Raw genomic sequence first — 20,674 nt, forward strand, 5'->3', positions numbered from 1 at the left:
TCTTAAATTTACAGGAATAAATGGACTAACGGGGCGTAAAGACAACCCGTTTTTGAATGGAGAAACTGAAAAAGAATAAGATGAAATCAATCACTAGTTTACTGATAAGAATGGATTGAATCACAGAGCTGAGGAGAGTGACTCCCAACCAGCTCAATAGCAATTGGCTGCCAAACAGCAAACTGTATTTCCAAAAAGACTGCTTGATGTTGGTTTTATTTTGGAAAACTAGTTTGCGATTAACCTGATAATTGAATATTCCCGATAAAACGCGGGCGGTGACGGTGGCCACCAGCAGCATTTGCGCCTGCTGCCCAAAAATTGCAGCAATTAAAACAAATAGGCTCACATCAACTAAAGCCGAAGACAAAGACGACAGCAAAAAGGAAACGAGTGGGCGATAGACTAAAAAAGAATCTTGGATAGTTCGAAAATGAGAAAGATGATTTTTTTCTTCATAGACGGTGGCTATCGGCAAGGTTTCTATTTGATAGTCGGCCTGCGGTAATTCTAAAAGCTGATTCATCTCATATTCAAAACGCTGACCTTTGATTAATAATAAATCCGGCAGACTAGCGCTGGGAAATCCTCTTAGTCCCGTTTGGGTATCTTCTAAACGAATTCCAGAGCTCAGATAATAAATCAGTGAGGTCATCCGGTTACCAAATAGACTCCGCGTAGGTGTGGTGGCTTTTGAAAAACTACGGACACCTAAAAGAAATTGGAGCTCCCGTAAGCTTTCGGTTCGTTGGAGCATTTGGAGAATATCCGAAATAGTATGTTGCCCATCACCATCAGCGGTGACGACGCTTCTAGCGGGATAATTTTCTTGGATAAATTTGAAGCCGGCTTTTAAAGCGTGTCCTTTGCCGAGATTGTCAGGATAAGTCAAGACCTCAACACCTAGAGACTCGATTTTCTGAAAGGCCGCTTGATAAGCGGGCCCACTGCCGTCGTCCACCACGACAATCGGCGCAATTTGCTGGCTCAGCTCCTGCATAAACGCCAAAGTCTTGGCGGTCGGTTGATAAATCGGAATTAATAAAATAGCTGGCATCACGTCACCTCCTGAAAATTTTCCTTTAGCATAGTGTTTAGTATAAACATCTAACTTAAAAGGGACTTAAAGGTTAAGGTCGCTGAAAGGTTTAAAATTCGGTATACTTGAAGAGACTTTGAAGCAGAAAGGATCAGTAAACAGATGATACAACTTGAAAAAGTCGGCTTTGTAGCCGGCGGAGAGACAATTTTAGCAGATATTTCTTTTGCGGTGACCAAAGGCGATTTTTTAACGATTTCGGGACCTTCTGGCGGCGGTAAGAGTACGCTTTTAAAAATTGTGGCGAGTTTACTGACCGCCACCAGCGGCAAGATTCTTTTTGAGGACCGAGATTTAGCGGAGCTTAATCCGGTAACTTATCGACGGGAAGTTTCCTATTGTTTTCAGCAGCCGGCCTTATTTGGGGAAACGGTGGCGGATAACTTGCGCTTTCCTTTTGAAATCAGGGGAGAAACTTATGATGAAGGCCGGGCAGTTGAATTATTGGACCGAGTAGCTTTAGACAAAAGCTACCTGCAAAAATCCATCAATGAAATTTCCGGTGGGGAGAAACAGCGGGTGGCATTAATCCGCAATCTGATGTTTCCGCCAAAAGTTTTGTTATTAGACGAGGTGACGACTGGCTTAGATGAGGTGAGTCAGCAAATCGTTTGGCAGTTGATTTCTGATAGCAATCAAGAGGGCATTACGATTTTGCAAGTGACCCATGACCGTCAGGAAATCGCAGCAGCCAAACAGCTACTGACAATTGAAGGGGGAAAAATCAGTGAACTTAAACGTTTCTAATTTTGCCTTGGCGACAGCGGCACTGCTGGTTTGTGTTTCATTATTTATCAGCAGCAAAGAAAAGCTGGGGCTGACGAAAGATATTTTAATTAGTGTGCTGCGGGCGATTATTCAATTGATTGTTGTCGGCTATGTGCTGCAATATATTTTTAAAGTCGATAACGTTCTCTTAACGGCAGCAATGATTTTAGTGATTGTTTTCAATGCGGCGTGGAATGCCGGCAAACGCAATCCACAATTAGAGTACGGCTTTGCCTATTCCTTTGGGGCAATTTTTGCCAGTACTGGCATTACTCTTGGCATGTTAGTTTTGGCGGGGGCAATTAATTTTATTCCCTCTCAAATGGTGCCCATCTCAGGGATGATTGCCAGTAATTCGATGGTGGCAATCGGCTTATGTTACCGCTCGATGGAAACCCAGTATCACGACCAGCGGCAACAGGTTTTAGAAAAATTAGCATTAGGCGCTGAGGTAAAGCTGGCTTCGCTGCCGATTTTACGAGGCAGCATTAAAACAGCGATGCAGCCGACAATTGATTCGGCTAAAACCATGGGGATTGTCAGCTTGCCGGGGATGATGAGCGGCTTAATCTTTGCCGGTGTCGATCCAGTTCAGGCAATTAAATATCAAATTATGGTAGTCTTTATGCTTTTATCGGCCACCGGCTTAGGTTCGTTTATTGCGGGCTATCTAGCGTACCGCGACTATTTTAATAGTCGCCAGCAACTAAAAATTTAATTCAGTAAAAAGTACCAATAGTCTGAGCTTTTTTGATATAATATCTGAGAAAGCTCAGGCTGTTTTGATTATTTCAAGCGGGACAGTCTTAACTAATTAGGCTGCATAACGCAAGTAAAAAAAGCCTGTGACATTAGTCAGCTTAGCAGGTGAAATCCCGAACTAAATTATATTTGTTCCTGCGGTCCAGTAGGTCCGAATCGCAAATTAACAATATCTAGTTGTTTTTACTAAATATCGTTCTAAAGTTCGGCTTTGTTCTAACTAATGTCACAGCCTCTTAAAAAAAGCAGACTAAGCTGCAAAATCTAACTATTCTAAGGAACAGGGAGAAGTTTATGAAAAAAAGTGACCGTCATACCTTAATCAAACAAATTATTACCCAACAAAATGTGGGGTCGCAGGAGGAACTTATTCAGCTTTTGAAAAAAGCTGGCGTCGACGCAACGCAGGCGACTATTTCCCGGGATATTCGGGAATTGAGAATTGTCAAAGACCATGACAATAGCGGCAATGTGCGTTATGGCATTTTCAATCAGCCGACTGAGACGGGCATGGAGGAAAAACTGGCGGCCTCCATCAAAGAGGAAATGCTGAGTTTAGAACAAATTCAATTTACACTGATTTTAAAAACGAATTTACGCAGTGCTGATGTGGTGTCTAATTGGCTGGATGAAGTCAATTATCCGGAAATTGCCGGAACGATTGCCGGTGTCGATACAATTTTAATTATTTGTCACAATAATGAAGAAGCAGCGCAGGTAGCGGCTCGTTTATCCGCAATGCGCTAAAAAAAATTTGGAGGCTTACAGTATGAATTTGGAAGCGTTACAAAATGGTTCAGATATTCGGGGAATTGCGATTACGACAGCAGAGGAAACGGCGAATTTGACACCGGCTGCGGTAACTGAGATTGCCAAAGGTTTAGTCAGCTGGCTGCGGGAAACTAGAGAAGCAGATTATCAAGCCGGTCAATTAAAAATCGGTATCGGCCACGACAGTCGCTTAAGCGGCCCTGCTTTAAAGCAGGCCTTAATTGATAGCTTAGTCGAACAGGGCATCAATGTGATTGATTTTCATTTGGCGACAACACCGGCAATGTTTATGGCGACCCAGTTTGACCAATTTCAATGTGATGCGAGCGTGATGTTGACGGCTAGCCATCTGCCGTTTTATTTTAACGGCATCAAGATTTTTAGTCCGGCCGGCGGTGCTGAAAAAAGCGATATTCGTTTTATCTTGACCCATATTAAAGAAAATAAAAATGGCCAGACGGGCTCTGTTACAGAGGCTGATTTGTTAACGCCTTATGCGGCTGATTTGGTGACCAAAATTCGGCAAGGGATGCAGACCACTGAAGAGCAGCCGCTTGCTGGTATGAAAATTATTGTGGATGCCGGCAATGGTGCTGGTGGCTATTTTGCTGAAAAAGTTTTGGCACCGTTGGGGGCTGACACGAAGGGTTCGCAATTTTTAGAACCAGATGGTAATTTTCCAAATCATATTCCAAATCCGGATAATAAAGAAGCGATGGCTAGTATTCAACAGGCAGTTTTGGATCAGCAGGCGGACTTAGGTGTTATCTTTGATACCGATGTCGATCGCTCGGCTGTGGTGGCGAAAAACGGCGAGGTGATTAACCGCAATAATTTAATTGCGGTCTTGGCCACCATCGTTTTAGCGGAACATCCGGGGACCCGGATTGTCACCAATTCACCGACAACCAATCACTTGAAGGACTTTATCGAAGCTAAAGGCGGGATTCAAGTCCGCTATATTTCCGGTTACCGTAATGTGATTAATAAAGCGATTGAGTTAAACGAGTCCGGCGTCGATTGCCAGCTGGCGATTGAAACCAGCGGACACGCAGCCTTCAAGGAAAATTATTTCTTGGATGATGGCGCCTATGTAATTGCTAAAATTTTGATGCTCTTGCCGAAATTAAAGGCAGAGGGTCGCACGATTGATCAGTTGATTGCCGAATTAAAGCAACCAGCTGAAACGATTGAATTTCGTTTTAAATTGGAGGCCAATGATTATCGCCCAATCGGAGAAAAGGTGATTGCCGACCTACCGGCATATTTAGCCGCAAAAGCCGGTTTCACCTTGGATCCAGAAAATGATGAAGGTGTCCGCTTTAGTGTTAGTGGAGAATATGGCAGCGGCTGGTTCTTGCTACGGATGAGCCTGCATGAGCCGTTACTCGTTTTACAAGTTGAAAATGACATTGACGGCAGCAACCGCAAAGTTTTAGCCGTATTAGAAGCTTTCTTTGCGCCAATCGACAAGGTCAACTCAGAAAACTTGACTGCATATTTGCAGTAAAAAAGGAAGTGATGGAGTTGGTCAAAGCAATTTTATTACCTTTAACGCTACTTTTATACGGCACGAATTTTATCGTGGCTTTGACGATGAAATTTGGCAAACAACGGCAAACCAGTGAAAAAATTGCCATCTGTTTTGGTGTCAACATGAGTCTGATTCTAATTGGCTTAATTGTCATCGTCGTGATGCGCTTAGCTGAGGTCGGCTTTCTGCCGGCATTTTAAAAAATGAGTTCTGCTGACTAACTTTTGCCAGTTATTTAAAAGTTAGTAAAGAGCAGGACTCTTTTTTTGCAGAAAACAGCGGTCTATTAGCGAAATAGCGAAAATTTTGATACTATGATAGGTGTAGAAATAAAGTGAAATGTGAGAAATTCAGGACCGTTGCAGGAAATTTATTTTGTCTAAAGAAATACTGAAGAAGCCAATCGAAATTTGCAGTAAAAGCAAGTCAACAAACTAATCGATTGGACAGCTTGTCTAAAACAAGTTATTTATTGATGAGGATAAATTTTTTGACTAACTGGCAGTGACATGGATTCCAGACAGGTCTTAATAGAAACAGGAGGCAATTGAGATGGCGAAAATAATGATTGTAGAAGATGAAGCGGTCATTCGCAACTTGGTGATGGAGGAGTTGGAGAAATGGGAGTTTACTACCTTTGGCACAACGGACTTTCATGATGTATTGCTGGATTTTGAACGGGAAGAGCCTCAATTGGTTTTACTAGATATCAATTTACCGGTGTTTGACGGTTATTATTGGTGCCAAAAAATCCGCGATGTCTCCAAGGTGCCGATTATTTTTATTTCCAGCCGTTCCACCAATATGGATATGATTATGGCGATGAATATGGGGGCAGACGATTTTATCACTAAACCCTTTCAAATTGATGTGCTAGTAGCGAAAATCAATGCGCTTTTGCGGCGCTCTTATGATTATTCTGAAGGCAGTGCTGAAACGTTGGCCCATAACGGCTTAACTCTAAATATTGATAATTCTAGCATGGAAATCAACGGTCAAATTGTCGACCTCAGCAAGAATGAATACCGGCTATTGTATATTTTAATGAAAAAACATGGCAAGATTCTCAGCCGGGAAAAATTGTTGCGGGCCTTGTGGGAGGATGAGCGCTTTGTCGATGACAATACGCTGACGGTCAATATCAATCGTCTGCGGAAAAAAATCGAGGAAGCCGGCATGAAGGGCTATATTGAAACAAAAGTTGGTCAAGGGTATTTAGTACCTTGATTGAAAAAAATGGGCAACAAGTGAAAGAGGCGGGAATCGAATGAGTTTTTGGCAATATCTCAAGGACCGCTGGCTGATTATCATCGGCTGGCTGCTGTTTGTCGTCTTGACGATTTTTTTAATGTGGCTGACGCCTAGTCTGTATGTGGATTGGTCAATCATTGGCTATCTGGCGTTATTAGAGGGCTTTTTATTGCTGATTTTTCTGGGTGGCTATTATTTAGCCCGCCGGCATTGGTGGCGCCGTCTCAAAATGACTGAGGAGGCTGAAGATGTCCTGCAGGAATTTTTTGATGACGGTCAAAACAATGAAGAAATTTTAGTCGAAAATTATATCAACCATCTGCTAGTGGAGCATCAGCAGACCATGCAGGACTTGGTGGAGAAGCAGCAAGATCAAAAGGATTATATCGATTCCTGGGTGCATGAAATCAAAGTGCCATTGGCGGCAGCCGGCTTGATTCTCCGCAGCATTGAAGATGATATTTCTGATGAAAAATACCTGCTGTTAGAGGATGAAATTGCTCAAATTGATGAATACGTTGAGCAAGTGCTGTATTACGCCCGCCTAGATACATTTTCTAAGGATTATCTGATTCAAGAGTATTCATTAAAAGAATTAGTTCAGCCGGTGGTCCGCAGTCAAGTCAATCATTTTATCCAAAAGAATTTGAAATTGGAAATTTTCGGAGAAGATTATCAAGTGCTGACGGATGCCAAATGGCTTAGCTATATTTTTCGGCAGCTACTGTCTAATGCAATAAAATATACGCCAGTCAATGGCGAAGTTCAGATTTTAATGGAGAACACCCCTGACGGCATTCAATTATCTGTCAAAGACAACGGCATCGGAATTCCCAGCGAAGATGTGAAACGGATTTTCGATAAGGGCTTCACAGGTGAAAATGGCCGTCGTAGCGAACAGCATTCAACGGGGTTAGGCTTGTACTTGGCCTATAACTTAGCAGAAAAGCTAAACGTAAAACTGTCGGTCCAATCGACAGTCGGTCAAGGCACCACCATGACGCTAGCTTTTCCTAAGCTGCGGTATTATCAGGAGGAACGGTAATTGCGAAACTTATGACACAAGCAATTTTTTCTTCAATGAAAGGGAGTCAGCTTGATTCTTTTTGTTGAAGCAGCTTTAGGTCATAAGTTTTTTATTTTGGAGGTCAGACAAGTGAAAAAAATTATTATTGCGATGGATTCATTTAAGGGGAGCGGTACCAGCAGTCAAGTAGCTTCTTGGGTTGCTCAAGGAATTCGACGGGTTAATCAGCAACTTGAAATTCAAGAAATTCCGATAGCCGATGGCGGGGAAGGAACTGTGGCAGCCTTGGTCCAAGGGCTGCAGGGACAAATTAAAGAAGTCGTTGTGCGGGGGCCGCTAGGAAAAAAAGTGACTGCCCGTTACGGCCTATTGCCCAATCGGCAAGCTGTGATTGAAATGGCAGAGGCAAGCGGCTTGGCTTTGATTAATCCCCAAAGTGACGATGTTTTTCAGGCCAGTACCTATGGTGTAGGAGAATTGCTGTTAGCGGCAATTGAAGCTGGTGCGAAAACTATTTATTTAGGACTGGGCGGCAGTGGCACCAATGATGGCGGCGTCGGGATGGCCCAAGCTTTAGGTGTTTCCTTTAAAGATGCGATGGGTAACGAAATTTTTCCGGGAGCAAAAGGCTTGGAAAATTTAGCGGAAATTGATAGTAGCGGTCTTCATCCGGCTATCGAAAAGACTACGATTAAAATTTTGGCAGATGTGGCTAATCCTTTAACTGGTGCAAATGGCGCAACCGCTGTCTATGGTCCGCAAAAAGGCATTCAAAAAAATGACATCGCCAAAGTTGATCAATGGCTAGAACACTATGGTCAATTAATTTTCCAGACAACAGGTTTAAAAGTTGCTGATATACCAGGCAGCGGAGCGGCTGGCGGTTTAGGGGCAGGCTTGTTAGCCTTTGCAGGGGCAGAGGTCACGCAAGGCATCACAGAAATTTTAGATTTGTTAAATTTTGAAGAAGCAATTAAGGATGCCGCCTTTGTGATAACTGGTGAAGGCCGGTTGGACAGCCAATCCCTTGAAGGCAAAGCGCCGTTGGGTGTGGCTCGCTCGGCAAAAAAATTCCAGCTGCCAGTTGTTGCAATTGTCGGCAGTTATCAAGGAGATATTTCGGGAGTTTATCCAATGGGCATAGATTTAGTTATTGCTGCGGTTCATCGGCCCCAGACTTTAACTGAAGCGCTCGAATCTGTGGCAGAGAATCTAGCGGCTGCAGGTGAAACAGCGATTCGCAGCTATTTATTTAGCGGCATTCAACGGGATTCTTAGGGTTTCAGGAAAACCCCTTGTCCCGCCTCCCGCTATCTGGTAAACTGCCAAAGTGAGTAAAAGCAGACAGCCGCCGGTTTCAAAAGGGCGACGGCTTTTTTGAAAGGAATAAAAATGGACTTTTTAATTGCGTTAGTACCGATGGTGATGTGGGGTAGTGTTGGCTTAGTCAGCGGTAAAATCGGCGGCACAGCCAATCAACAGACATTGGGGATGACTCTAGGGGCGCTGCTTTTTGCGTCAGTTGTTTTTATTATTGTGCGGCCGGTTTTAACCTGGTGGACAATTATCATCGGTATTGTGGTGGGCATCTGCTGGTCGGCTGGACAGAACGGTCAGTTTCATGCGATGAAGCATCTAGGTGTTTCAGTCGGTCTGCCGATGTCAACCGGCATGCAGTTGGTGTTAAATACAATTGCCGGCGCCGTTTTATTTCATGAATGGACCCGTACAAAAGATTTTGTGCTGGGCATTGCCGCCTTGCTTTTATTAGTCATAGGTGCGTATTTAACCGCTCGTCAGGATGATCAAAGTCAACCACGAACACCTGATAAAATGCTGGATTTTGGCAAGGGCTTGCGGGCATTGGTTTATTCGACCCTCGGCTATGGCGCCTATACAATTATTGTTACTTGGGCTAATTTGGATGCCTTGGCGATTATTTTACCGATGAGTATCGGGATGAATATCGGCGCAATTTCCTTTGCCGCCAAAAAGCTGACGCTTAATCAATACGTCTGGAAAAATATGATTAGCGGTCTAATGTGGGGCTTGGGAAATGTTTGTTTGCTAGTGACAGTCCAAACTTTAGGACTAGCGGTTTCGTTCTCCTTGTCGCAAATGGGAATCATTATTTCGACATTAGGTGGAATTTTTATTTTGCATGAACGTAAAACTAAAAAAGAGCTGCTGTTTGTAATCTTTGGCTGCTTATCAATCATCGCTGGCGGAATTTTATTAGGCTATATGCGGGCGTAAGGAGAAAAATGTAGAGATGGATTTATTTAGAAAAAAAGCAATCATGCCCACAGGTACTAGTGGCATGAAAAAAGAATTAAAGACCAAGGACCTGATCTTTTTGGGTATCGGCGCCATCATCGGGACCGGAATTTTTGTTGTCACCGGTGAAGCGGCCCAAGCCTACGCTGGACCCGCTTTAAGTTTATCCTTTTTATTGGCGGCCGTTGTAGTGGTTTTGTCTGGTTTGTGTTTTGCGGAATTTGCTTCGCGGGTGCCGGCGTTGGGCGGTCCGTACGCATATATGTATATCGTCTTTGGGGAATTTATCGCTTGGTTAGCCGGCTGGTTTTTGATATTAGAATTTATGCTGGCTGTCTCTTCAGTAGCTTCTGGTTGGTCCGGTTATGTGCGGGGCTTTTTGACCAGTCTGGACATTCAGCTGCCGCAATTTTTAAGCGGCGCCTATAATCCGCAAAATGGAACTTATGTCGATTTAATCGCCGTCTTGGTTTTGATTTTTGTCACCTGGTGGGTCTCTTTGGAGGCAAAAAAGGCCCTGCGGTTGAATAATCTAATGGTCTATGTAAAATTTGCAATTATTGCTTTATTTATAGTTTTAGGTGTTTTCTTTGTAAAACCAGAAAACTGGGTGCCCTTTATGCCGATGGGTGTTTCTGGTGTGATTGACGGTGCGGCCCTAGTCTTTTTTGCTTTTTTAGGCTTCGATGCGGTGGCAATGGCCGCCGAAGAAGTTAAAAATCCGCAAAAAGATATTCCTCGGGGAATTATCGGGTCAATTGCGATTGCGACAGTTCTCTATATTGTCGTGACATTGATTTTAACAGGAATTGTGCCGTTCACTGAATTGGGTGTTCAAGATCCAGTAGCCTTTGCGATGCGTTATGTCGGTCACGGCGTGGTGGGTTCCATTATTTCGGTGGGGGCCATTTTAACACTGCTATCAGTGACGATTGCAATGATGTACTCACTGGCACGACTCCTGTTTGCCATCAGTAAAGATGGTCTGCTGCCGAAAAAAATGGGGCTGATTGATTCAAAGCATCGAACTCCGAAAAATGCGACCATTGCCGCCGGCGTAGTGGCAATGTTTTTTGCAGGTATTTTTCCTTTGTCTATTTTAGCGGAGCTGACAAATATCGCTGCTCTAAGTCATTTATTGTTAATGGCCTTTGGTATTTTGCGCCTAAATAAAGTCATTGGACCTGCCAAACCCGGCGAATTTAAAGTGCCGTTTGGTCCAGTTTTACCGATACTGTCCATTATTTTTTCAATTGTATTGATGCTGCGCTTTCAAGCAATTACTTGGATTGTCTATGGCATTGCCATCGTCATCGGCTTAATCATTTATTTTGGCTATGGCTACCAGCATAGCGCTTTAGGTTTAGAACAGAAGAAAACGAATAATAAGTAAAAGAAAACTCAAAAATCAAAGGCTGTATTGATGAAGCGACCCAAAAGCTAACTTTCGGGATTCAGACAGACCAATTGATTTTTGAGTTTTTTTAGCTTTGAAAAAGAGTTTTTAGATAGTGCTTCTTTTCGGATTCTTGAAGTTCCTCAAGCTTAAAACTGGGCTGACTTAGTTTGGCGATTTCCTCATCAGAAAACCACAGCTTGTCTTTGGTAATATCTCTGCCGTAGTCAGCTGGTCCGGGAATAAAACGAAAGACAATAAACTGGCAGGCCTCCTCGAAGGGATTTATCACCCGATGCAAGCTGTTATTCATCGTAATTAAATCATGAGGGGCTAGTTCAATCCTTTTTATCGTCTGATTCCTTTCAAAAATTTCAACAGCTAATCCACCTGTTAAGACGAAAACAATTTCCTGCAAATATTGATGGGCGTGCCATTCTTGGGTCAACTTTTTTGGCAAAGTATTAAAATGGACTTCAAAATTTTGCCGTAAATAGTAGTCTACTAGCGTGCCATTTTCTTTTTGAACAGTAATGGCTGTGGAGCTTTTTTGATAATCTGCTGAAAAATTCATGTTTGCCCTCCCATATTCGCTATAATTATACCATGTACAGATTTTTTTAAAATAATCACAAAAATTTGTAACCATCTGGCAACTCAAACGTTGTTACTGTGAAAAGGGGAAAATAAGGGATAAGGGGGGAGTAAATGGGTGAAAAGTGGATTGAGGAGCTCTTTGAAAAAGAGTATCCGGCTCTGCTGCTTTATGGGATTTCATTGACACATTCTCGCTTTGAAGCGGAGGATTTAGTGCAGGAAGCTTTTTACCGCTTCCTATTGATTTATGATTCCTTAAGCAGTGATAATTATCGTGGCTGGCTGTTTCGAGTGATGCGCAACTATTTTTATGACGGCCAGCGCAAGGAAAAAAACAAGAAAAAATTAGTTAAGTATTTAAAAAAGGAATATCAAGGAACCACAGCTGACCTCTTGGAGGAATTTATTCAGTCTGATGAACGGGAAGCCCTTTTTCAAAAAATTCAGCAGTTAAAAAACCCTTATCAAGAAATTTTGTTATCTTATTACTTTTTGGAGATGCCGATTCAGACGATCGCTGAATTTTTGCAGCTCAAGCCCAATAATGTCAAAGTCTTGTTGCATCGTGGGAGAAAACAGTTAAAGGAGCGGTTATAAATGAAAGATTATCGGGAGCGTTTAGAAAAATATCGGAATTATCAAATGTCACCAGAAGAAGCCCAAGCGTTTGAACAGGAAATGGCGGATGCCGCGAGTCTTTTTGATGATTTGCTAGAAAAAGAGGAGCTGGCAGCCCTAGAAGACTACGAAAAAAATCAACAGGAGCAGGTTCAACAGGAAAAAGATGTCAAGAAAAAAATTCGCCGCCGTTATCTCAAGATGGTGGCACTGGTCATTGTTGTGGTTTCGCTGATAGTTGGTGGTGGAATCTATTTTATTCCAAAAGCAATTGACAGTTATTATTATAATCCGGCTGAAGGGCAAGTTGAAGGCTCTTCTTATGAGCGTTATCAGCCGAGTGATTTTGAAGTGTATCAGAGGGTCTTAAATCAAGTGAATGTTTCTGAAAATCGGTTAGTGTCGACATATGCTTATCATAGTGGAGCGGGGACTTATCAAATTTCACAAAGTTTTATCGACGACTTTACTCAGTCTTATTTTCCTAGAATGTATACTTTGAACCGTAATCAATTACAGGATGAAACAAATTACGGCAGTAGTGATGCTAATTATTACGGTGGTGTTTTAGCCGAGGTAAATTTGACAGGAGACACTGAATTTTCCGGCGCAGATGATTTGGCTTCAAGGATTGCGGACTTGCCGGATTCGGCTTGGGTCAAATTAGAAGTCAGACCAAAGTCTCAAAGCTGGGCAGCAGTTTCAGAACTGATTAACAATCACCCGGAAATTACGTTTTATTCCGGCAAGATTGTCGAGCCTAGTGTCAATAGTGGTGAATATATGCCGTCTTCTTTTAATGTTGGTGTCCGTTTTGGCCGACCCCAGTCAACAGTCGAGACTGTGGGGAACCTTTATGTTCAAAGTCAAATTTACAATTCGGAATATCAAAATAAGCTGGAGGAGGACTATCCTAAATTATTTCGGCTGAATGGAGAGTTTGGCGCACATCAAACGGAAGAAGAATTGCGACAATATCTCAGTTCAAATCTGCAGTATTTAGTCGATCATCAAGAGGACAGTCTGGATACTTATCGCTATCCAGCTTCGGATTTCTATGAAGAGTTATACGGAGAAGATTTTGACCAAGCAGCCAGTGATAAGGATTATTATGATAACTTGATTGAAGCGGTTGAAACAGATGATTTGAGATTTGATAGTCTGTTGATTGCTATACCAAAGGATTTGTATGCCGACTTTGTCAATGGTGATAATTTTTATACAGCGAATCTAGTGGATGTTTTAATGTTCCGCTATTAAGAATATATATAGGGAAAAAATTAAAAAACCCCTGCAAGCTCTTCAATGAACTTGCGGGGAATTTTATGTTTTACTGTGTCAATTCCATCAGTTTTTGTTTCAAATCTTCTTCCATTTGAACGAGTTCGGTTTCGGCATTGCGGCGTTTCAGCTTGCCTTCTTGTTGGATACGTAAGGTTTCTTGGATGGTTTCCACCAAATCGTTTTGGGTTTTTTGCAGTGTTTCGATATCGACGATGCCCCGCTCGTTTTCTTTGGCGGTTTCGATAGCGGAAATTTTCAGCATCTCTGAATTTTTCTTCAAGAGTTCGTTGGTCGTTTCAGAGACTTGACGTTGCGCTGTAACCGCATCTTTTTGACGCAAGAGGGTCAGGGCAATGACCACTTGGTTTTTCCATAAAGGAATCGCCGTATTAATCGAAGCTTGGATTTTTTCCGCCAATGCCTGATTGGTATTTTGAATCAGGCGAATTTGTGGTGCCTGTTGGATGGTAATTTCCCGAGCAATCCGCAAGTCATGGGTCCGCTTGTCTAAGCGGTCTAAAAACTGACTGTAGTCATTGGCGATTTGGACATCCATCTGGTCGCCGGTTTCATTGGCTTTGGTCATCGCTTCAGGAATTGTTTTAGTCTGCAATTCCTCCATCTTCAATTCGCCAGCAGCAATATAGATGTTTAAGGCATCAAAATAATCTTTGTTTTTAGTATAAAGCTGTTCTAACATTAGATTATCTTTGATTAAGCCATCTTTTTCTTTGTTTAGTTTGACGGCAATCTTATCAATTTGGGCACCAATTTTTTGATATTTGGCGGTCACTTCATAAATCGATTGCTTCACCTTGCCAAACATTTTTTGGAAAAAGTTGCCTTCGCCAGCCCGTAATTCATCTGGATTGGCTTCGTTTAAGCGGTACATTAATTCAGTTAAGGAATCGCCAACGGGGCCAATATCATTGGCTTGCACATGGTTGAGCATCGATTCAGAAAATTCACCTAATTTGGTTTGCGCTGCTGAGCCATAAGTGATGACCGCCTGTGAATCATTGACATCAATTTTATTGGCTAATTCTTGGGCCTGATGCTGATACTCCGGTGATAATTTATCAATTAAGCGGGGAGCAATTTTTTGCTCCTGCAGCATGTTGATCTCTTGTTTTTGGTGGTCGGTCAATTCGTTGACCACCGGCGCTGAAAAAGGATTGTTTAATAAATCCTCTAAAGTATTTGTCGGTTGCGAAGTTGGTAACTTGTCATCTGCCATATCATTTTCCTCCGTGTTTCTTCAATTTATATTTAAGTTGGTGCAGGTTGCTTTTGAAAATCAAGCCTGATTGAAAGAAAAAGCTAGCTCCGAAAAGCTAGCTTAATTATTTCAGCAGGTCTACTTTAACTCGCTCTTCAACTTATTATCCCTGTTTAGACTTTGTTTTGCAATGGAAATTTCAACATCTAGCTCTTCTAAATCATCAGCGACAAATTGTTGATAGTCTTGGACGATTAAAAGCGACAGTTGATCAATCACTTGAGCACTTTCTTCAAGTTTTGCAAAGGCCTCTTTACTTTTGACTTCATGCTGATTGATTTCCAAATACTTGTCAGTCAAATCTGCCATATTCGGCAAATGGGTATAAAGGAAATGACTGGCATCATGCAGGCGTGTTGGTTCCTTCACCAATTCTTTAAATAAAGCTTTGGCGGCTTTAACCGTATCATGACGCAAATCAATGGCTTTTAATTTCGACGACTGGGCGGTGTTTCTTTGAACCCGATCAATTTGTCCTTTGGCAACGTTCATCGTTGACCGGAACAATTCGATTTCGCTAGTGGTCATGCCTAATTGTTCATAGCGATCTTCTTTTTCCTTGGTCATGATTGGCATTTCCTCTGGTTTTCGTTTTCCTTTATTGCCAAGCCGGGTCCCAATCCAGTATAAAACAGCTAAGATGATGACGCCGGAAAAGATGAGGCCAAACAATTCATCTTGGAAGATAGCCACTAGTGGCACAAAGACGATTAATATTAGAATGAGCCTGAAAGTTCCAAATTTTTTCAATAGAATCCCCTCCTTTATTCTGCCTGTGGGAATCGTAAAACTACTTTTATTTCACGTAATTGTCATGAAAAAGTCATGGCAATGATTCCCTTTAATGATTATATTTTAGCATAGATAGCTTAAGAAATAGTATCAGTCTAAAGGTTGATTTTTGGGATTTAGGAAATTTATAACAATTTTCTGTGGTAAACTATGGTCAATGAGAAAAGATTTGAAAAGGACAGGTGACAGCTTGTGTTAAACTATCAGGATTTTGAAGAAAAGACGCTGGAGCGAAAAGAAATTTATCACGGAGCGATTATTGATTTATACTTAGATACAGTCAAAGTACCCAATGGCGATACAGCAAAGCGGGAGCTGGTGTTCCATCCCGGCGGTGTTGCTGTGATTCCCATTTTAGAAGACGGTCGCATGCTCTTAGTGCGCCAGTTCCGTAAGCCCTTAGAACGGATTATGCTGGAAATTCCGGCTGGAAAAATTGAGAAAAATGAAGGTCGTCATCCCGATGAAACGGCTAAAAGGGAATTGGAAGAGGAGACGGGATTTCGGGCCCACAGTTGGCAAAAGTTAGCGGAAATGGCTTTGTCGCCAGGTTTTGCGAATGAAGTCTTACATATCTATTTAGCAGAAGACTTAGTTAAAGTAGAAAATCCGCTCCCCCAAGATGAAGATGAAGTGATTGAATTAGTGGCGATGACGCTAGCAGAGTTAAAAGCCGCTGTAAAAAGCGGCGCAATTTATGACGCCAAAACGATTTACGCGGTCACTTATTACGAATTACAATTACTAAAAAAGCAGCACGCTTAAACTATCAATGAAGGAGGTCTGGCTGTGGCCAAAGAACCACTTATTACCCGCAGTGAACTGCGCAAGCGGCGGGAGTTAGAACAGCAGGCGGCCGAAGCACGTCAGCAGGCCGCGCAACAACAACAGCAGCAGGTTCGCAAAACGGCGGCTAAAGAATATCAGCGGGAAGAAAAGCAGATTAAAAAGTTTTACCGCAAGGAAAGCAAAAAAAATCAACCGATTACGAAAACCCGCAGCGGCGAGAAAGCCAAGTCCCGTGAACGCAATCATTTTTTAAATAAAGCGATTGTCATCGTCTTTATTTTATTGGTGATTGTTATGGCCTTTGTCTTTTTGGTTTAGGTTGACTGTTTAGCTGAAAAAACGACTTATACAAGATAGGAGATTCACGATGAAAATAGGAATTATCTGTGCGATGGAAGAAGAAATTAAAGTATTGCGAGAAAATATTGAACGGCCGATTTCATGGGAAAGAGGCGGAGCGTTGTTTATTTCCGGTTCAATCGGTCAGCATGAAGTAATTGTTGTCCGCTCAGGCATCGGCAAGGTGCTGGCGGCAGTCACTACTGTTTTATTGATTCAGCAATATGGCGTCAATATGGTGATTAATTCCGGTTCGGCCGGTGGCATCGGCCAAGGTCTTGCCGTTGGCGACTTAGTGATTTCAGATAAAGTTGCCTATTACGATGTTGACGTCACCGGCTTTGGTTATCAAAAAGGGCAGCTGCCAGGGATGCCTTTATATTATGAAGCCAGCAAGTATTTAATAGAAGAAATGACGAAGGCTGCCAATGCGACTCAGCTAAATGTCAAAACGGGTCTGATTGTGACAGGTGATAGTTTTATCGATGATACTGCTAAAATTAAACAGATTTTAGCTGACTTTCCCGATGCGCTAGCCTGCGAGATGGAAGGGGCGGCGATTGCTCAAGCGGCCGCTCAATTTAAGATTCCCTTTTTAGTATTGCGAGCGATTTCCGATACGGCCGACCAAGCAGCCACGCAAAGCTTCGATGAATTTATTTTAGAGGCAGGTAAGCGCTCGGCGGAAATGGTCTTAAAATTTGTCCACACGATTGTCTAAAAATGTTCACTTGATTGTTTAAATTTTAATAGATTTATAATAGGAGGATTTTTTATGAAGGGTTTAGTAGTCATTGATTATACCTATGATTTTGTTGCCGACGATGGCGCTTTGACCACCGGAGCGGCGGGACAAGCGATAGAACCGGCACTTGTTAAAGTAACCGAAGATTTTATCGCTCAAGGTGATTTTGTGGTGATGGCGGTCGATCGACATGATATCGGTGATTCCTACCATCCTGAGATGAAATTATTTCCACCTCATAACTTAGCTGGTACCAAGGGGCGGGAACTGTTCGGTCGTTTGCAGGAGGTTTACAATGAGCAGCAAGACAAAATTTATTGGACAGACAAGCGTCACTACTCGGCTTTTAGCGGAACTGACTTGGATATTCGTCTACGGGAGCGGGGAATTACTGAGCTGCATCTAGTAGGTGTTTGCACAGATATTTGCGTGCTCCATACGGCAGTCGATGCCTATAATCTAGGCTACCAGCTTGTGATTCATCAAAATGCCGTGGCCAGTTTCGATCCAGTTGGTCATGAGTGGGCGTTGAAACATTTCAAAGGAACGCTTGGAGCAGACTTAGTATAATAAAAAATAGAGACTGCAACATAAATAATAGCTCCCGCAAAAGAAAAAAATTGTGGCGCTATTAAAAATGGGGCAGTCTCTGTCTATTTCACAGCAGAAGGATGTTTAGATGAGTATAAATTTAGTTTTTGATATTGATGATACGGCCTATGACCAGCTGGACCCTTTTCGTTTGGCCTTTGAGAAAAATTTTCCAGCACTGGCAGCGCAAACGAATAATGCCAGCTTAGAAAAATTGTATAAACTGCATCGACATTTTAGTGATGTCGTCTTTGAAGACTTTGAAAAAGGTCGATTGGGTCTCTGGGAGATGCGGGTCTATCGCATCACAGAAACAATGGCTGCCATTCAGCAGCCGATTTCTGAAAAGCAGGCGCTGGCCTTTGAACAAAGTTACAGCCAATTTTTACAGCATATCCAATTAGCGCCGACAATTCGCCAAGTCTTACAATTGGGAAAAAATCGGCAGCTGACCATGGGGGTAATTACCAATGGCCCCAGTGAACGGCAGCAGGCTAAAATAAAACAGCTGGGGCTAACTCGTTATATTCCAGCTAAAAACTGTTTCATTTCCGGTGAAGTCAAACTGGCCAAGCCTGACCGACGAATTTTCAAATACGCCGAAGCGAGGCTAAACATCCGAGCCGCTGAAACGATTTACATTGGTGATTCATTTGACAATGATGTCATCGGCGCCAAGGCTGCTGGCTGGCGGGTGATTTGGCTCAATCACCGCCGTCGGCAACCAGCAACTCTCAAGGTTTCAGCAGATTTTACTGTAACAGATGTCGCAGACTTACTGCCCCTCATCAAAGAATTATTAGCGGTAGAGACTACAAAGCATAAATAGTCGTAAAAAATGCCAAAGTAACTTATAATTAGCGAAATGAAAGGGGTTCAGAAGATGAACGCAGTTGATGAACTAGAAGTAATTGGCGAAAATTTAGCCACCCAATATGCAGAAGAAATCTATACCCGCCCGGAAATTATGCAGCCTTTAGCTCAGGCGATTGCCAAAGATACGCAGGCAATTCCTGAAAAATATCCAAGTGCCGAAGCACAGCTGGACTATGTCAGTAAAGAACTCTTGGGCGTCATGAATGGCGGCGTGATTTTAATTAACCGTTTTGTACAGCGAATAAAAGATGGTCAATATGATGAGGTCAGCGAACAATTTTTGCTAGAGGAATTGGATCATTTTACGGTGGATGAAAAAGCGACAGCGCCAGTTTTAACTGGCATGAAACAAACCCTTGGTGAAGTGGTCAAACAAGGGTTACCGATTCAAGTGTTGTTATATGATAATTATTTAAGTGAATATGCAGCTAATTTGATGGTGATACATGTTTTATCCCGCGTCAGCCAACGGCAAGAATTGTTAGCAAAGATTCACACTGAAATTCAAGAAACAGCCCTTGAAAAACAACTCTATCAAAACTTCAAACAGCTGACTGAACAATTCAAAAAAAGCTTAAACCTGCAGCCTTATCAGTATGAAGCAATGCTGAAGGACTAGGTAGCTTTTTGGTAAGAAAGTCAAAATAAATTTATAGCGGCCTCAAAGGTTAGACAACTTCGCTAACTTTTGAGGCCGCTATTTTATTCGTTAAGTCCTTAATTTCATCACGTCAATTTTCAAAAAGTAGCAATTTGAAATTTTTTTTGGTACAAGCCTGCTGATTGATTGAAGATTTCAGCAATGGCAGCCTTTTTGAAGATTAAGGCGGACTTGCCATTTTTCCTTCATCTAGGGCATAATGAGAGTAAGAATAAATCTATGCAGATAGAAAAGGCGGCAAATGGATGTCTGAAAATCAATCATCGAAGAAAAAGCGCCCAGCTGCTAACACGGCTGAGCCAAGAGAAAAAAAAGCGGGTCAAAAGCCAACTGCTTCAAAAAAGAAAAAGCCGAATTCAAAAAAAAGTTCTGGAAAGCAAACCAGCAGCCAATCAGGCAGACCTGCAACGGCTAAATCAAAAAAACGGCCAACTTCGACGGCTGTTGAAACACAGTCTTCAAAAAAAACTAAAAAACCAAACGCTAAAAATTCAGCTAGGGACCAAAATATTAAGAAAAAGCCAAGAAAAACTAAAAAACGGCGCCCAGCTCCGCGGAAAAAACGCCGCAGCTGGTGGAAAATTATCTTATCGATTTTTTCTACCCTGTTCTTTTTGATTTTGATTGCCGGTTCGATTATCTTTATGATTTTCTTTGGCCGGGGCGAAATTGCCGGTGACGATATGAATCCGACCTTGAACAATCAAGAGTCGATTATCTACCGCAAATTGACTGCCGATGAAACGGACGAAACCAACAGCTTAGGTCTAGAGCGCTTTGATATTGTCCTTCTGCAAAGTCCAGAAGATACCTCGCAGATTGGCATGAAGCGGGTGATTGGTCTGCCGGGAGAAACCGTCCGTTATGAAAATGGTCGACTCTACGTTGACAATCAGTGGGTAACAGAGGATTTCTACGAAGGCGTGAACAGTAGTTTTTATCTAGCGCCGGAAAATGATTTCACGATGAGCGAGATTATTGAAGCGACACCAAGTTTAGCCAATAGCAATGCCGCTGAGATTATCCCAGCAGATTACTATTTAGTTTTAGGGGACAACCGCACGATGGCTGTCGACAGCCGCCAATTTGGTCTAGTTCCCGCTGACAACATCGTCGGCAAAGTTGAATGGATTTTATTCCCCTTTGACCGCTTTGGAAAAATCGAATAAAAAAGACTGAGATTCATACTTCAGAAAAGTCCTCAACAAGTTTCCTGCT

The 20,674-nt window shown here is 42.4% G+C and carries 23 protein-coding genes; 19 read left to right on the top strand and 4 right to left on the bottom strand.

The annotated features are described in order from the left end of the window. Positions 1 to 25: 25 nt before the first annotated feature. The gene (locus AC1Z3S_RS03805; protein ID WP_461739230.1) at positions 26 to 1,057 is read right to left on the bottom strand and encodes a GtrA family protein; all 1,032 of its coding nucleotides are present in this window, start codon (positions 1,055 to 1,057) and stop codon (positions 26 to 28) included. A gap of 144 nt (positions 1,058 to 1,201) precedes the next feature. Between AC1Z3S_RS03805 and AC1Z3S_RS03810 the strand changes: the two genes are divergently transcribed. The 10 genes from AC1Z3S_RS03810 (at position 1,202) to AC1Z3S_RS03855 (ending at position 10,882) form a co-directional block, all read left to right on the top strand. Continuing rightward, the gene (locus AC1Z3S_RS03810; protein WP_461739231.1) at positions 1,202 to 1,846 is read left to right on the top strand and encodes an ABC transporter ATP-binding protein; all 645 of its coding nucleotides are present in this window, start codon (positions 1,202 to 1,204) and stop codon (positions 1,844 to 1,846) included. Further along, positions 1,827 to 2,585 (top strand): ABC transporter permease, encoded by a 759-nt coding sequence (locus tag AC1Z3S_RS03815; protein ID WP_461739232.1) that lies wholly within the window; start codon positions 1,827 to 1,829, stop codon positions 2,583 to 2,585. The genes AC1Z3S_RS03810 and AC1Z3S_RS03815 overlap by 20 nt, the downstream gene beginning before the upstream one ends. 338 nt (positions 2,586 to 2,923) lie before the next feature. Beyond that, positions 2,924 to 3,376: an arginine repressor gene (gene argR / locus AC1Z3S_RS03820; protein ID WP_461739233.1), complete on the top strand. Its 453-nt coding sequence runs from the start codon at positions 2,924 to 2,926 to the stop codon at positions 3,374 to 3,376. 22 nt (positions 3,377 to 3,398) lie between these two features. Further along, positions 3,399 to 4,910, top strand: coding sequence for a phosphohexomutase domain-containing protein (locus tag AC1Z3S_RS03825; protein ID WP_461739234.1), 1,512 nt, complete (start codon positions 3,399 to 3,401; stop codon positions 4,908 to 4,910). Between the two features lie 17 nt (positions 4,911 to 4,927). After that, positions 4,928 to 5,134, top strand: a complete 207-nt coding sequence (locus AC1Z3S_RS03830) for a hypothetical protein (RefSeq protein ID WP_265455859.1) — start codon at positions 4,928 to 4,930, stop codon at positions 5,132 to 5,134. A 352-nt stretch (positions 5,135 to 5,486) separates the two neighbouring features. After that, the gene (gene sapR / locus AC1Z3S_RS03835; protein ID WP_461735359.1) at positions 5,487 to 6,161 is read left to right on the top strand and encodes a two-component system response regulator SapR; all 675 of its coding nucleotides are present in this window, start codon (positions 5,487 to 5,489) and stop codon (positions 6,159 to 6,161) included. A 40-nt stretch (positions 6,162 to 6,201) separates the two neighbouring features. Next, a complete protein-coding gene (gene sapS, locus AC1Z3S_RS03840; protein WP_461739235.1) occupies positions 6,202 to 7,230 on the top strand; it encodes a two-component system sensor histidine kinase SapS in 1,029 nt (342 codons plus the stop codon). A gap of 111 nt (positions 7,231 to 7,341) precedes the next feature. After that, on the top strand, positions 7,342 to 8,490 hold the full coding sequence (locus tag AC1Z3S_RS03845; RefSeq protein ID WP_461739236.1) for a glycerate kinase: 1,149 nt from the start codon (positions 7,342 to 7,344) through the stop codon (positions 8,488 to 8,490). Between the two features lie 114 nt (positions 8,491 to 8,604). Next, positions 8,605 to 9,468 (top strand): GRP family sugar transporter, encoded by an 864-nt coding sequence (locus AC1Z3S_RS03850; protein WP_461739237.1) that lies wholly within the window; start codon positions 8,605 to 8,607, stop codon positions 9,466 to 9,468. A 16-nt stretch (positions 9,469 to 9,484) separates the two neighbouring features. Beyond that, positions 9,485 to 10,882, top strand: a complete 1,398-nt coding sequence (locus AC1Z3S_RS03855; protein ID WP_461739238.1) for an amino acid permease — start codon at positions 9,485 to 9,487, stop codon at positions 10,880 to 10,882. Positions 10,883 to 10,973: 91 nt separating this feature from the next. Here the strand turns inward: AC1Z3S_RS03855 and AC1Z3S_RS03860 are convergent, their stop codons facing one another. Beyond that, positions 10,974 to 11,459 carry a cupin domain-containing protein gene (locus tag AC1Z3S_RS03860; protein ID WP_461739239.1) on the bottom strand — a complete coding sequence of 162 codons (486 nt, stop codon included), beginning with the start codon at positions 11,457 to 11,459 and terminating at the stop codon, positions 10,974 to 10,976. 134 nt (positions 11,460 to 11,593) lie between these two features. On the opposite strand from AC1Z3S_RS03860, the gene AC1Z3S_RS03865 reads away from it, so the two are divergent. Beyond that, complete coding sequence (locus AC1Z3S_RS03865) at positions 11,594 to 12,079, top strand: RNA polymerase sigma factor (RefSeq protein ID WP_461739240.1); 486 nt, start codon at positions 11,594 to 11,596, stop codon at positions 12,077 to 12,079. Continuing rightward, on the top strand, positions 12,080 to 13,360 hold the full coding sequence (locus tag AC1Z3S_RS03870; protein ID WP_461739241.1) for a hypothetical protein: 1,281 nt from the start codon (positions 12,080 to 12,082) through the stop codon (positions 13,358 to 13,360). A 70-nt stretch (positions 13,361 to 13,430) separates the two neighbouring features. Here AC1Z3S_RS03870 and AC1Z3S_RS03875 read toward each other — a convergent pair whose 3' ends face one another. Continuing rightward, a complete protein-coding gene (locus tag AC1Z3S_RS03875; protein WP_461735367.1) occupies positions 13,431 to 14,621 on the bottom strand; it encodes a toxic anion resistance protein in 1,191 nt (396 codons plus the stop codon). A gap of 120 nt (positions 14,622 to 14,741) precedes the next feature. Then, positions 14,742 to 15,413 carry a 5-bromo-4-chloroindolyl phosphate hydrolysis family protein gene (locus tag AC1Z3S_RS03880; protein ID WP_461739242.1) on the bottom strand — a complete coding sequence of 224 codons (672 nt, stop codon included), beginning with the start codon at positions 15,411 to 15,413 and terminating at the stop codon, positions 14,742 to 14,744. Between the two features lie 234 nt (positions 15,414 to 15,647). Between AC1Z3S_RS03880 and AC1Z3S_RS03885 the strand changes: the two genes are divergently transcribed. The 7 genes from AC1Z3S_RS03885 to lepB all read left to right on the top strand — a co-directional run bounded on the left by AC1Z3S_RS03885 (position 15,648) and on the right by lepB (position 20,625). After that, complete coding sequence (locus AC1Z3S_RS03885; RefSeq protein WP_461739243.1) at positions 15,648 to 16,220, top strand: NUDIX domain-containing protein; 573 nt, start codon at positions 15,648 to 15,650, stop codon at positions 16,218 to 16,220. Positions 16,221 to 16,244: 24 nt separating this feature from the next. After that, a complete protein-coding gene (gene macP / locus AC1Z3S_RS03890; RefSeq protein WP_265455838.1) occupies positions 16,245 to 16,562 on the top strand; it encodes a cell wall synthase accessory phosphoprotein MacP in 318 nt (105 codons plus the stop codon). A 49-nt stretch (positions 16,563 to 16,611) separates the two neighbouring features. Next, the gene (locus AC1Z3S_RS03895) at positions 16,612 to 17,304 is read left to right on the top strand and encodes a 5'-methylthioadenosine/adenosylhomocysteine nucleosidase (RefSeq protein WP_461739244.1); all 693 of its coding nucleotides are present in this window, start codon (positions 16,612 to 16,614) and stop codon (positions 17,302 to 17,304) included. A gap of 54 nt (positions 17,305 to 17,358) precedes the next feature. Beyond that, positions 17,359 to 17,898 carry a cysteine hydrolase family protein gene (locus AC1Z3S_RS03900; RefSeq protein WP_461739245.1) on the top strand — a complete coding sequence of 180 codons (540 nt, stop codon included), beginning with the start codon at positions 17,359 to 17,361 and terminating at the stop codon, positions 17,896 to 17,898. A 109-nt stretch (positions 17,899 to 18,007) separates the two neighbouring features. Further along, a complete protein-coding gene (locus AC1Z3S_RS03905) occupies positions 18,008 to 18,748 on the top strand; it encodes an HAD family hydrolase (protein WP_461739246.1) in 741 nt (246 codons plus the stop codon). A 54-nt stretch (positions 18,749 to 18,802) separates the two neighbouring features. Beyond that, on the top strand, positions 18,803 to 19,414 hold the full coding sequence (locus AC1Z3S_RS03910; RefSeq protein WP_461739247.1) for a hypothetical protein: 612 nt from the start codon (positions 18,803 to 18,805) through the stop codon (positions 19,412 to 19,414). Between the two features lie 287 nt (positions 19,415 to 19,701). Then, a complete protein-coding gene (lepB, locus tag AC1Z3S_RS03915) occupies positions 19,702 to 20,625 on the top strand; it encodes a signal peptidase I (protein WP_461739248.1) in 924 nt (307 codons plus the stop codon). Positions 20,626 to 20,674: the final 49 nt, after the last annotated feature.

This window comes from Enterococcus sp. LJL90 (assembly GCF_056924355.1).